At 70.1% G+C, this 12,905-nt stretch carries 10 protein-coding genes and 1 tRNA gene; 3 read left to right on the top strand and 8 right to left on the bottom strand.

Annotated elements, in window-relative coordinates; translation table 11 throughout:
• Window positions 1–3: 3 nt before the first annotated feature.
• Genes pknB through AB0B86_RS06820 form a run of 7 tightly spaced genes read right to left on the bottom strand, consistent with a single transcriptional unit; the run spans window position 4 to window position 8,998 of the window.
• Window positions 4–1,824, bottom strand: a complete 1,821-nt coding sequence (gene pknB, locus AB0B86_RS06790; protein WP_357416459.1) for a Stk1 family PASTA domain-containing Ser/Thr kinase — start codon at window positions 1,822–1,824, stop codon at window positions 4–6.
• Window positions 1,821–3,233, bottom strand: coding sequence for a protein kinase (locus tag AB0B86_RS06795; RefSeq protein ID WP_357416463.1), 1,413 nt, complete (start codon window positions 3,231–3,233; stop codon window positions 1,821–1,823). Before AB0B86_RS06795 ends, pknB begins: the two co-directional genes overlap by 4 nt.
• Window position 3,234: 1 nt before the next feature.
• Window positions 3,235–4,740 (bottom strand): penicillin-binding protein 2, encoded by a 1,506-nt coding sequence (locus tag AB0B86_RS06800; RefSeq protein WP_357416467.1) that lies wholly within the window; start codon window positions 4,738–4,740, stop codon window positions 3,235–3,237.
• On the bottom strand, window positions 4,737–6,227 hold the full coding sequence (locus AB0B86_RS06805) for an FtsW/RodA/SpoVE family cell cycle protein (RefSeq protein ID WP_357416470.1): 1,491 nt from the start codon (window positions 6,225–6,227) through the stop codon (window positions 4,737–4,739). The genes AB0B86_RS06800 and AB0B86_RS06805 overlap by 4 nt, the downstream gene beginning before the upstream one ends.
• Before the next feature lie 30 nt (window positions 6,228–6,257).
• Window positions 6,258–7,721, bottom strand: coding sequence for a PP2C family serine/threonine-protein phosphatase (locus AB0B86_RS06810; RefSeq protein ID WP_357416473.1), 1,464 nt, complete (start codon window positions 7,719–7,721; stop codon window positions 6,258–6,260).
• The gene (locus tag AB0B86_RS06815; protein ID WP_357416477.1) at window positions 7,718–8,203 is read right to left on the bottom strand and encodes an FHA domain-containing protein; all 486 of its coding nucleotides are present in this window, start codon (window positions 8,201–8,203) and stop codon (window positions 7,718–7,720) included. Before AB0B86_RS06815 ends, AB0B86_RS06810 begins: the two co-directional genes overlap by 4 nt.
• A 6-nt stretch (window positions 8,204–8,209) precedes the next feature.
• A complete protein-coding gene (locus tag AB0B86_RS06820) occupies window positions 8,210–8,998 on the bottom strand; it encodes a DUF3662 and FHA domain-containing protein (protein WP_007454122.1) in 789 nt (262 codons plus the stop codon).
• A 205-nt stretch (window positions 8,999–9,203) separates the two neighbouring features.
• On the opposite strand from AB0B86_RS06820, the gene AB0B86_RS06825 reads away from it, so the two are divergent.
• The 3 genes from AB0B86_RS06825 (at window position 9,204) to AB0B86_RS06835 (ending at window position 11,272) form a co-directional block, all read left to right on the top strand.
• Window positions 9,204–9,289, top strand: a tRNA-Leu gene (locus tag AB0B86_RS06825).
• A 64-nt stretch (window positions 9,290–9,353) separates the two neighbouring features.
• The gene (locus tag AB0B86_RS06830; RefSeq protein ID WP_357416482.1) at window positions 9,354–10,469 is read left to right on the top strand and encodes an NAD-dependent epimerase/dehydratase family protein; all 1,116 of its coding nucleotides are present in this window, start codon (window positions 9,354–9,356) and stop codon (window positions 10,467–10,469) included.
• Window positions 10,466–11,272: a WecB/TagA/CpsF family glycosyltransferase gene (locus AB0B86_RS06835; protein WP_357410376.1), complete on the top strand. Its 807-nt coding sequence runs from the start codon at window positions 10,466–10,468 to the stop codon at window positions 11,270–11,272. The genes AB0B86_RS06830 and AB0B86_RS06835 overlap by 4 nt, the downstream gene beginning before the upstream one ends.
• A 67-nt stretch (window positions 11,273–11,339) precedes the next feature.
• Here AB0B86_RS06835 and AB0B86_RS06840 read toward each other — a convergent pair whose 3' ends face one another.
• A complete protein-coding gene (locus AB0B86_RS06840) occupies window positions 11,340–12,893 on the bottom strand; it encodes a S8 family serine peptidase (protein WP_357410378.1) in 1,554 nt (517 codons plus the stop codon).
• Window positions 12,894–12,905: the final 12 nt, after the last annotated feature.

Genomic DNA, 12,905 nt, shown 5'->3' on the forward strand with positions numbered 1-12,905 from the left:
GCCCTAGTCCTCGGGCAGCCAGCTCGGCGGGGGCGTAAACGGCAGGCCGACTCCGCCGCCGCCACCGGGCGTGGTCGGCGTGGCCGACGGCGTGCCGCTCGGCGTCCCGGAGGGCGGCGTCTCGACGACCTTCTCCGGGACGCCGACCTCGATGGTCACGGTCTTGTCCTTGGCCAGTTCGGTGCCCGGGCTCGGGTTCTGCTTCTCGACCCGGCCCGCACGGTCCGCCGGCACCTCGTCACCGTCGCGGACCTCGACGTTGTAACCCGCCTCGCGAAGCTCCGCGGTGGCCTCGTCCCGCGTCGAGTTGAGCACGTTGGGCACCTTGCTGACGTTGCCCAGCGAGACCTCGACGGTCACCTTGCTGTTCTGCTGGACGGTAGTCCCCGACGGCGGAGTCAACTTGAGCACGGTGCCCTTGGCCGCCGGGCTGTTCACCTGCTTGTCCTGCACGATCAGCCCCTGGGCCTCAAGCTGAGACTTGACCAGCTCGTACTGGGAGTTGACCAGATTGGGCGGGATCTTCACGTCGGGCTTGCCGTCGCAGATCTGAATGGTCACCGTGCCGGACTGCGCCAGCCGGGTGTTCGGCGGCGGGTCCTGCTTGGCGACAGTGCCCTTGGTGCAGTCGTTGGCCCGGACCGGCTCGCCCAGCTTCGGCTGGAACTTGGCATTGGTGATCTCGGCGACCGCGACCGCCTGGCTCTTGCCGGTGAGGTCGGGCACCGACTTGTTTGCCTTCTCCTGCTGCTGGTTCCAGAGCAGGGCGGCGACAAGGGCGATCACCGCCAGCACGCCGACCGCGCTGAACGTCGCGATCAGCCAGGAGGACGCCTTGCGCTGGCGCGGATCACCCACCCGGGCCATCTGCCCGGTCTGCGGCCCTCGGGTGGGAGTCGGGGGGTAACCGCCCCCGCCGCCGGCCGGGGCCATCGCCACCGTCTCCGCCTCACGCATCACCGGGGTGGCCAGCACGGGCCGACCGGCGGCGGCGCGGAGCAGGTCGGCCCGCATCTCGCCGGCGCTCTGGTAGCGGTTGAGCGGGTTCTTCGACAGCGCCTTGAGGACGATCGCGTCGATCGCCGGGGTGACATCCGGGTTGATGTCGCTCGGCGTCGGCGGCGTCTCCCGGACGTGCTGGTAGGCAACGCTCACCGGGCTGTCCCCGACGAACGGAGGGTGCCCACACACCAGCTCGAAGAGCACGCAGCCGGCTGCGTACACGTCGGAGCGGGCGTCGACGGCCTCGCCGCGCGCCTGCTCCGGGGAGAGGTACTGCGCCGTGCCGATCACCGCGCTGGTCTGCGTCATGGTGGTCGCGCCGCTGGCCAGGGCCCGGGCGATGCCGAAGTCCATCACCTTGACCTGGCCGGTCTGGGTGAGCATGACGTTGCCGGGCTTGATGTCGCGGTGGATGATGCCGTGCCGGTGGCTGAACTCCAGCGCCGCGCACATGTCGGCGCAGATCTCCAACGCCCGGCGGGGCTGGAGTCGACCCTCGGCGCCGAGGACCTCCTTCAGGGTCCGCCCGTTGACGAACTCCATCACGATGAACGGCAGGGTCTCGCCGGTCGGCGCGGTCTCCTCGCCGGTGTCGTAGACCGCCACGATCGCCGGGTGGTTGAGCGAGGCAGCGTTCTGCGCTTCCCGGCGGAAACGCATCTGAAACGTCGCATCACGGGCCAAATCGGTCCGCAGCATCTTGATCGCGACATCCCGACCGAGCCGGAGGTCGCGACCGCGGTGCACCTCGGCCATGCCGCCGTAGCCGAGCAGCTCGCCGACCTGGTACCTGCCACCGAGCAGGCGGGCCTGCGCTGTCATCGCGTCTGTCGTCCTTCGCTCGTCGTCGTCCCGCCGTCACCCGGCTGGAGTCGTATCTCCCGACGGTACGACGTCTGGGTCAGATCGTCGCGTCCGTCGGCTCGCAGCGCGCCGGACGTCGCGGTGCGCGCACTCGTTCCGAAGGGTTCGCCGGCCTGCGACTGCTTCTTCAGGTTGTAGGAAATCACGCCGGAGCAGAGCAGGACCAGCACGGCCAGCAAGATGGCGAGGAGCACCATGCCGGGCCGGGACCGCCGGGGCTCGGGGGACGGCGTCGACCCGACCGCCTGCCGTGCGTACGCCGCCGGTTGCTGCTGCCGGGGCGGCGGCGCCGACGGCACCGCCGCGGCACCGCGCGGATAACCGTTCGGTGCGACCGGCGGCCGGGCGGACGGTACGGACGGCGCGACGGCGGTGGGGCGCGGCTGCTGGGCCGGCGCGACAGCGGTCGGCCGCAGCCCGGCGGCCGGCGGACGGGCACCCGGCGGACGCAACTGATGCGCCTGCGGCACCTGGGCCCGACCCGGCGCGGCCGGCGAGGCCGGCGCAGCGGAGACCGGCCCGGCGTTGCCACCGGCCCTGGCCTGCTGGGAAAGCGCGGCCTTGAGCTGGCGGGCGACCCCGGCGAGAGCCGCGGCGCTCGGCCAGCGCGCGGCCGGGTCCTTGGCCAACGCCCGTTCCACCACCGCGCGGACCTGCGGGGGGATGTCGGCGGGCAGCGGCCGGGGCGTCTCCCGCACGTGCCGCATCGCGATGTCGAGCGGGTTGTCGCCCTCGAACGGACGCCGCCCGGCGAGACACTGGTAGGCGACCACGCCGAGCGCGTACACGTCCGACGCCGGGGTGGCCACGCCGCCGGTGGCCTGCTCGGGTGAGATGTACGAAGCGGTGCCGAGCACCGAACCAGCGGCGGTGAGCTGGCCGACCAGGTCGGAGCGGGCGATGCCGAAGTCGGTAAGCACCAGGGTGCCGTTCGGCCGGACCAGCAGGTTGCCCGGCTTCACGTCGCGGTGCACGATGCCCTTCTCGTGCGCGGCGTGCAGCGCGTCCGCGGCCTGCGCGACAAGGGCCATCGTCCGGGCCGGGGTGAGCCGGCCGACCCGACTCAGCGTGGACGACAGCGCGTCACCCTCGACGTACTCCATCACCAGGAAGGCGATCTGCTGGTCATTGCCGAAGTCGTAGACGTCCACCACCCCGGGGTGGTTGATGGTGGCCATGGTGCGGGCCTCACCGCGGAACCGCTCGGCGAAGTCCGGGTCGTCGAGCAGCGCGGGCAGCAGGCTCTTTACCGCGACCGTCCGGCCGAGCACCTGGTCGGTGCCGCGCCAGACGTCGCCCATGCCGCCGCTGGCGATCCGCTCGTCGAGGCGGTAGCGGTTGCCGAGCTGGACGCCGGGGCTGAGCATGTCAGCGACCCCCGGGGTCTTGAATGGCGGCCTTCATGATCTGGCCGGCGATCCGGGCCGCCTCACCGCTGCCGCCGGGGCCGGCCTGCTCGAGCATCACGCAGACCGCGGAGACCGGGTTGCCGTTCTTGTCCAGCGCGAAACCGATGAACCAACCGTGGTCGGGCCGGTCCGGCGCGGACTGCGCGGTGCCGGTCTTGCCACCGACCGTGTAACCGCTGATCGCGGCCTTCCGGCCGGTGCCGTTCTGCACGACGCTGACCATCATCTCGCGCAGGTCGGCGGCGACCTGCGGCTCGACGGGCTGGCGCAGTTCGCGCGGCTTCGCGGTGTAGTAGCTGGTGGTCCGGTCCGGAGCGAGCCACTGCTGGACCAGGTACGGCCGCTGCTGGCTGCCGTTGTTGGCGATCGCACCGGCGATCATGGCGCCTTCGAGCGGGGTCATCCGGACGTTGTTCTGGCCGATCGAGGACTGGGCCAGGGCGGCCTGGTCGGTGCTGCCGTCCGGGTTCTGCATGTCCCCGGTCCGGCTGGCGGCCGTGGGCAGGCCGTCCTCGCCGAGGTGACCGACGGTGAGGTCGTCCTCCTCGAAACCGAACTGGCGGGCCTTCTCCTTGATCGTGTCGGCGCCGAGCCGTACGCCGAGTTGCGCGAAGCCGGTGTTGCACGACTCGGTGACCGCCTCCAGCAGGGTGACCTTGGGCTCGGGGCAGATCGACTGTTCGGCGTTGCGGATCGGGGTGCCGGAGGTGGGCGGCGTCCAACTGGGGCCGGCCGGAATCTGGGTGCTCTTGCTGATGCCGTTCTCCAGCGCCGCCGCAGCGACCACGATCTTGAAGGTGGAGCCCGGTGGCAGCGTCTCGCCGAGCGCCCGGTTCTTCAGCGGTTCGGCCGGATCCTTTTCCAGCTTGTTGAACGCCGCGGTCGCCTCGGTGCCGTTGTGGCTGGCCAGCGGGTTCGGGTCGAAGCTGGGCATGGAGACGAGCGCCTGCACCGCCCCGGTACGCGGGTCGATGGCGATGGCCGCGCCCTTCTTCGCCCCCACCTGGTTGTTGCGCAGCTGGTTGTACGCCACGTCCTGAGCCCGCTTGGAGAGCGAGAGCAGCACGTTGCCACCACCGCTGTCGTCGCCGGTGAACATGTCCTTCACCCGGTCGCCGATCAGCTGGTCGCTGGTGCCGGCCAGGAAGTCGTTCTCCACCTGCTCGATGCCCTGGTCGGCCAGGTTGACCGGCTTGTAGCCGAGCACGTGGGCGTACTCCGCGCCGCCCGGGTAGGTGCGCAGGAACTTCAGCTTGCCGGTGGTCTCCTTGCTGGTGGCCAGCGCGGTGCCGCCGGCCTCGATGTTGCCGCGCTTGCGCTTGTAGTCGGCCACCTGGACGCGACCGTTGTAGTCGCTTGTGCGGTACTCGTCGGCCTTCTGGAACTGCACCCAGTTGAGGTTCGCGAAGAGCAGGCCGAACAGGACCATGACGACGACGCCGACGCGGCGCAGTGGTGCGTTCACGGCTTGATCACCTCCGTGGGAGCACCGTGCAGCTGCTCCGGGGCGCCACCGGTGGGTCGGGTGGCCTTGCTGGCACTCCCGCCGACCGGCCGGCGGGCTCCGTCGGAGACCCGCAGCAGCACAGCGATGAGCAACCAGTTGGCCATCAGCGACGAGCCACCGGCGGACAGGAACGGGGTGGTCTGACCGGTGAGCGGGATGAGCTTGCTGATCCCGCCGACGATCACGAAGACCTGGAGGCCGAGGGTGAACGCGAGACCACCGGCGAGGAGCTTGCCGAACGAGTCCCGGACCGCGAGCGCGGCCCGCAGCCCTCGCTCCACGATCAACAGGTAGACGACAAGCAGTGCGGAGAGACCGAAGAGGCCCAGCTCCTCACCGATGCCGGCGAAGATGAAGTCGTTCTGCACCTCGGGCAGGATGTCCGGTTGACCACCGCCCGGCCCGGCGCCGAAGAGCCCACCCGTGCCCAGGGCGAGCAGCCCCTGCACGAGCTGGTAGCCCTTGTCGGTCGGGTCGGCGAACGGGTCCAGCCAGATCTCCGCCCGGACGTAGAAGTTGGCGAACGGCCCACCGACCATCGAGCCGAGGACGTACGCGAGATAGACGCCGCCGAAGAAGAGAACCAGACCGATGAGCAGCCAACTGACCCGTTCGGTGGCGATGTAGAGAGTCACCACGAACATGCCGAAATAGAGCAGCGAGGTGCCCAGGTCCTTCTCGAAGACGAGGACCAGGAGGCTGACCAACCAGACGCCGACCACCGGGCCGAGGTCGCGCCCACGCGGAAAGTCGATGCCGAGGAACCGTCGGCTCGCCAGCGAGAGCACCTCGCGCTTACGGACCAGGTAGTAGGCGAAGAAGACGAGCAGCGCCAGCTTGGCGAACTCACCCGGCTGGATGGAGAAGCCACCCACCCGGATCCACAGCTTCGCACCGTTGATCTCGGAGATGCTCGCCGGCAGCACCGCCGGGAGCATCACCAGCACGATGCCGGCCAACCCCAGGGTGTACGAGTACCGGGAGACCGAACGATGGTCGCGCATGATGGCGAGCAGACCCGCGGCGAGGACCACCGCGGCGAGTGTCCAGGCCAACTGCCGCCCGCCGATGCCGGCGAAGATGGCCAGGCTCTCCCGGTCGGCGACCGGCGCCTCGCCCAGGTCGATCCGGCGGAGGAAGCCCACCCCGAGCCCGTTGAGCAGGGCCACGGCCGGTAGCAGTGCCGGGTCGGCGAACGGGGCGAGAAATCGGATGACCAGATGCAGACCGAGGAAGACCGCGCCGAGCGCGGCAGCGGGCATCCAGAAGTCCGGGGTGACCGTGTCCAGCAGGTTCGCCTCGACGGTCGCCCCGTACGCGGCCACCAACGCCATGGCGAGCAGGAGCAGGGACAGCTCGGCGTTGCGGCGCGACCGCGCCAGGCGTACGCCGGACTGCTCGCCCGCAGTGGCGGGCGAGGGTGCCGGTGTGGCCGCTACGGTCACAGGTGGAGTCCTTGGGATCTCAGCCGACGCTCACTCAGGAGACCGGCAACCGGCCGGGTCGAGCACCGGCGGGGCCGAATCGGAGGGCGTGTTGTCGGGCGTGGTGGACGAGCCGGTCGCACCGACAGCGGCGGTGGCACCGGTTGTCGGGCTCGCGCTGGCGACCCCGTTGGAGGTCGGCGACGCGATGGTGCTCGGGCTGCCGTTCGGGCTCGGTGACGGCTCGGCCGGTGTCGGCGTGCCGCCCGCCGGTGCGGTCGGGTCGAGCGGGCAGAGCGGTTTCAGGTTGGGGTTGCTCGGGGTGTCGCTTGTCAGCTCGGCGAGCTGGCGTTCGGCGTCCGGCTCGCTCTTGGCCCGGATGCCGACCTTGACGGTGTCCTGCGCCGCGACAGTGAGGTCGTCCAGTCGGGTGCCGCTGCGCCGGTGCACCGTGGAGAGGTCCATCCCGGCGATCTGACCCTGGACGCCACGGAAGACGGCGACCTGGCCCTCCTCGGTGGCCCCCACGTAGTACTGCCGCTGGGTGTACGTCCAGCCCGCGAAGGCCCCCCCAGCGACGATCACCAGCAGGGCCACCGCCATGGCGGCGGTCCGCACCGGGCGGCGCTTCGGCCGGTCCGATTCGTCGTCCGAGGGCGCTGGCTCTTCGGGCGCGGCCGGGCGCGGCGCGGCGAGCGCCGAGGCTCGGGCGGCCGGGGTGGAGTCGTCCGCGGAGGTCGCCATGCCGCGGTCCCGAGCGGCGGCACCGCCGACGATCGGGCTCGCCTCGACGATGTCCTGGTCGGTGGCATCGGCGATGATCACGGTGATGTTGTCCGGACCGCCGCCGCGCAGCGCGAGCTGCACCAGCCGCTCGACGCACTGCTGCGGGTCGGGATATTCCCGCAGGGTGTCGCCGATGGTCTCGGCGCTGACCACACCCGACAGGCCGTCGCTGCAGATCAGGTAGCGGTCGCCGGGCAGCACCTGGCGCACCGAGTATTCCGGGTCGATGTCCCGGCCGTCGAGGGCCCGGGTGAGCAGCGACCGCTGCGGGTGGCTGCTCGCCTCCTCGGCGCTGATCCGGCCCTCGTCGACGAGCATCTGGACGTACGTGTCGTCCTTGGTGATCTGCGCGAACTCGCCGTTGCGCAGCAGGTAGGCCCGCGAGTCGCCGATGTGGACCATCCCCAGCTTGCTGCCGGTGAAGAGGGTCGCCGTCAGCGTGGTGCCCATCCCCTCCAGCTGCGGGTTGGCGTCCACCGTGTCGCGGAGTTGTTGGTTGGCGGTGCCCACGGCCGAACGCAACGCGTCGACGAGAGCGTCCCCGGGGACGTCCTCGTCGAGCGGCGCCATGGCACCGATGACAATGTTGCTGGCGACGTCACCGGCGGCCATGCCGCCCATGCCGTCGGCAACGGCGAGTAGCCGCGGCCCGGCGTAGACGGAGTCTTGATTACCGTCTCGGATCAGACCGCGGTCGCTGTGGGCCGCATAGCGCAGGGTCAGAGTCATGGCCGTAATTCGAAGGAAGTGCGGCCGATCCGGATCGGCACGCCGAGGGGGACGGGGGTTGGTCCGGTGACCTTAGCGCGATCGAGGTACGTGCCGTTAGTCGAGCCGAGGTCCTCGACGTACCACTGCCCGTCGCGCGCCACGAGCCGGGCGTGTCGCGCGGAGGCGTAGTCGTCGGTGATGACCAGGGTGGAGTCCTCAGCCCGACCAATGGTGATCTGCGCATCACCCAGAGTGATCCTGGTGCCGGCCAGCTGACCGGCTGTCACTACCAGCTGGTGCGCGGCTCTGCCCCGTTTCGCCTTCGCCGGCTTCGCCGCCTGCCCCGTCGAGGCGCCGACCGCGCGTGGCGCGGCCACCAGACGCCCGGAGCGGGCGCCCGCGAAGAGATCCCGGCGGATCACGCCGACCACTGTGAAGACGAAGATCCACAGCAGGATCAGGAAACCGAACCGGGCAACGGTGATGACCAGTTCCGGCAAGGCGGGTCAGCCGTCCACGCGGAAGGTCAGCGTCGTCGTGCCGAGCTGGACCATGTCACCGGGGTTGAGCGCCACAGCGGAGACCCGCTGCCCGTTGACCATGGTGCCGTTCGTCGACCCCAGATCGGTGAGCACGACCTGACCCCCGTCGAAATCCAACCGGGCGTGTCGCCGGGAGATGCCGACGTCGGGCAGACGCAGATTGGCCTGGTCGCCGCGACCGATCACCGTCGACCCCATCTGGAGGGGGTAGGTGCGACCGTCGCCAGAGACCAGCCGCACGTTGCGACCGCCACCGTGCCCGGGCGGAGGGCCGTAGCCACCACCCTGGTCGTACGCGGGGTAGGCGGGCGGGCCGGCGTCGTAGCCGGGTGCCGACACCGGGGCGACCTCGCCGCCGGTGTAGACCTCGGCTGTGACACGGAACATGCCCGTGTCCAGGCCCTCACCTCGCTCGATCTCGACGATCACGTCGCCGTAGACAGTCCAGGCCTGCTCGCCGATGAACTCCGCCTGCGACTGGGCCAACTCCTGGGCCAGCGCAGCGGCGTACGGCGCCAGCCGACTGTGGTCGAACGGCGAGAGATCGATCACGTAGCGGTTGGGCACCAACGTGCGCCCACCGGCCAGGATCGCCTTGTGCGCCTCGGCCTCCCGCTGCATGGCGTTGAGGATCTCCACGGGGTGGACCACCCCTTTGAAGACCTTGGCGAAGGCCCCTTCTACCAGGCCTTCCAGACGCTTCTCGAAGCGTTGCAGCACGCTCACCGGCTCCTCCTCGGGTCCCGAGGACATGATGGTATCCGGCCGGGGCGCGCGCAGCTCACACGCCGCTCGGCCACCTGCTCCCGGCCCGTTCGGAAGGGCCGGGATTGCCGTGCTAATCTTTCGTCCGCCACGAACGATAATCACTCGTGGCGAGCGTCTGGGACAGCGTAATATTCCCGGGGCCGTTGGAGACAGCGGGCCGGGGCGGCTAGAGTGTTCCGGGTTGTGCCACGGGGATGTGGCGGAATGGCAGACGCGCACGGTTCAGGTCCGTGTGCCCGAAAGGGCGTGGGGGTTCAACTCCCCCCATCCCCACCACCGACGAGGGCTCCGCTTACCGCGGGGCCCTTCCGTCATATCGGGACGGGTCGGACGCCACGCTATGCTGCGATTGATTCTGTCTCCGATGGACCAGGAGTGGCGTGTGAGTGTCGCGTTGGTGACAGGGTCGGGTGGCCTGATCGGCTCCGAGGCGGTCCGGCACTTCGCCGGCCTCGGTCTGGACGTCGTCGGCATCGACAACGACATGCGCCGGTATTTTTTCGGCGAGGACGGCTCCACCTCGTGGAGCCTGGAACGGCTCGCCGGTGACCTGGGCGACGCGTACACCCACTTCGCGGTGGACATCCGGGACCGGGACGGCCTGGAGCAGGTCTTCAAGAAGTACGGCTCGGACATCGCCGTGGTGATCCACAGCGCGGCCCAGCCGAGCCACGACTGGGCCGCCAAGGAGCCGTACACGGACTTCGACGTGAACGCCGGCGGCACGCTCAACATGCTGGAGAACACCCGCCAGCACGCGATCGACGCGGCGTTCATCCACTGCTCCACGAACAAGGTCTACGGCGACCGGCCAAACACCCTGCCGCTGGTCGAGCTGGAGACCCGGTACGAGCTGCCCGAGGACCACCGCTGGTACGAGGGCATCACCGAAGAGATGTCGATCGACCACTCGCTGCACTCGGTCTTCGGCGCCTCGAAGGTCGCGGCGGACGTCATGGTCCAGGAGTACGGGCGCTACTTCGACATGAAGACCGCCTGCTTCCGGGGCGGCACGCTCACCGGTCCGGCGCACTCGGCTGCCGAGCTGCACGGGTTCCTGGCGTACCTGATGCGCTGCGTGATGGAGGGCCGGACGTACAACCTGTTCGGCTACAAGGGCAAGATGGTCCGGGACGCGATCCACTCCCGCGACGTACTCACCGCGTTCGAGGCGTTCTTCCGGGCCCCGCGCTCCGCGGAGGTCTACAACCTCGGTGGCGGCCGGCACTCCAACACCTCCCACATCGAGGCGTTCCGGATCGCCGAGGAGATCACCGGCCGCGAGGCGCGGATCAACTACGTCGAGCAGAACCGCACCGGCGACCACCAGTGGTATGTCAGCAGCATGGCCCGGTTCGAGGAGCAGTACCCGGACTGGAAGATCACTTACGACGTGCCGATGATCCTTCGGGAGATCTACGAGGCCAACGTGGGTAAGTGGGTATTCAAGGCATGACCGCGCGGACCAAGCGCAACGTGCTCGGCGTCCTGGTCGACGCCACCGACTACGCCACGGCGACCGATGCCGTGGTGACAGCGGCGCACGAGCGGCGTCCGCTCGCGCTCACCGCGTTGGCAGTGCACGGTGTGATGACCGGGGTGCTCGATCCGGCGCACAACGCGCGGCTCAACTCCTTCGACGTGGTCACACCGGACGGGCAGCCGGTGCGGTGGGCGCTCAACCTGCTGCACCACGCCGGGCTCTCCGACCGGGTCTACGGGCCGACGCTCACCCTGCACGTGCTGGCGCGCTTCGCCGACGAGGGGCTGCCGGTCTACCTGTACGGCTCGACCGAGGAGACCCTGGCCCGGTTGATCCCGGCGCTGGAGCGGATGTTCCCGGCCCTGAAGATCGCCGGGGTGGAGCCGTCCAAGTTTCGGGCCGTCCAGCCGGGTGAGGACGCCGAGATCGCCGACCGGATCCGATCCAGTGGTGCCCGGTTGGTCCTGGTCGGGCTGGGCTGCCCGCGCCAGGAGGTCTTCGCGTACGCCATGCGACCGCTGCTGGACATGCCGTTGATGGCGGTCGGCGCGGCCTTCGACTACCACGCCGGGCTCCTCCGCCAGCCGCCGCGCTGGATGCAGCGTGCCGGTCTGGAGTGGTTCTGGCGTCTCGGTCTGGAGCCGAAGCGGCTCTGGCGCCGCTACGTCATCCTCAACCCGGCCTACCTGAGTCGGCTCCTCGCCCAGAAGGTCGGCCTGTGGAAGGCCCGCCCGCCGGCCCCGGCCCACGAGCGGCCGGCCAGTTTCTCGGTCTGACTCCGCTCCGCCACGGCACGAGGCCCCACCCGATCTTCCGGGTGGGGCCTCGGTCGTGGGAGACCGTTCAGACAGTCAGGGTCCAGGTGTTGATGTAGCCGGTGTCGGCCGCGTACACGTCCCGCACCTGGAGCCGCCAGATGCCGTCGGCGGCTTCACCGGAGACGTTCACCGTGTACGTGGTGTTGACGTTGTCGGCGCTGTCCGAACCGCTGTTCTTCAACCGGTACGCGCTGCCGTCCGGCGCGAGCAGGTCGATGACCAGGTCACCCCGGTAGGTGTGCACGATGTTCACCGCGACGGTGGACGCCGACGAGGCGTTGCGACCACAGCCGGAGATGGTGATGGAACTGGTCACCGCCGAGCCGGCGTCCGGGATCGACACGTCGGTGCCGTTGGTGCCGGTGCAGCCGGTGGGCGGCGGCGGGGTGCTGCCGGTGCCCACGTAGAGCAACAGGTTCGGCGAGCCGGAGCCGGGGCTGCCCACCACGTTGGGGGTCGCGTTTGCCACCAGTTGGTTGCGCACCTGGGCCGGGGTCCAGCTCGGGTTGGCGCTGGCCACCAGGGCCGCCGCGCCGACCACGTGCGGCGTGGCCATCGAGGTGCCGCTGATCGTGTTGGTCGCGGTGTTGCTGGAGTACCAGGCCGAGGTGATCGACGAGCCGGGGGCGAAGATGTCCAGGCAGGTGCCGACGTTGGAGAACGACGAGCGGGCATCCGAGCTGGTCGTCGAGCCCACGGTGATGGCCTCCGTGGTACGCGCCGGCGAGGTGTTGCACGCGTTCGCGCCGCTGTCGTTGCCGGCCGCCAGTCCGTACGTGACGCCCGAGGCGATCGAGTTGCGTACGGCGCTGTCCAGCGAGCTGTTCGCGCCGCCACCGAGGCTCATGTTCGCCACCGCCGGCTTGATCGCGTTCGCGGTGACCCAGTCGACGCCGGCGATCACACCGGCGTTGGTGCCGCTGCCGGAGCAGTTGAGCACCCGTACGCCGACGAGTTGGACGGCCTTTGCCACGCCGTACGTGGATCCGCCGACGGTGCCGGCTACATGCGTGCCGTGCCCGTTGCAGTCGTCGGCCGACCCGCCGTCCACCGCGTCGTAGCCGGAGGTGGCCCGGCCGCCGAAGTCGTTGTGGGAGAAGCGGATGCCGGTGTCGATGATGTAGGCGTGCACGTTGCTGGCCGTGTTGGGGTAGGTGTAGGAGCTGTCCAGCGGCAGGTTGCGCTGGTCGATCCGGTCCAGGCCCCAGGAGGGCGGATTGGCCTGCGTGCCGGAGATGGACACCGTGTGGTTCTGCTCGACGTACGCAACCGCCGGGTCGGCCGCGATCCGCGCCGCCGCGCTCGCGCTCACCGTGACCTCGAAACCGCGTAGCGCCGCGCCGTAGGTGCGGGCCACCGTGCCGCCGTGGCGGCCGGAGAGCCGCTTCGCGGTGTCGCCGACCCGGTCCCGGGCCACGGCGCTGTCCTTGAGAACGACGATGTAGCTGTCCGGCACGGCGGTGGCTCCGCCGGCGGCCCTGACCACACCGGCAGGTTCGGCGGCCAGGGCTGGCGTGCCGACGGCCAGCACCGTCGCCGTGGCCACCCCGACCAGTACGGACCTTCGTGGAAGACCCATCTCCTACCTCCC

This window comes from Micromonospora sp. NPDC049047 (assembly GCF_040649135.1).
Lineage (GTDB): Bacteria > Actinomycetota > Actinomycetes > Mycobacteriales > Micromonosporaceae > Micromonospora.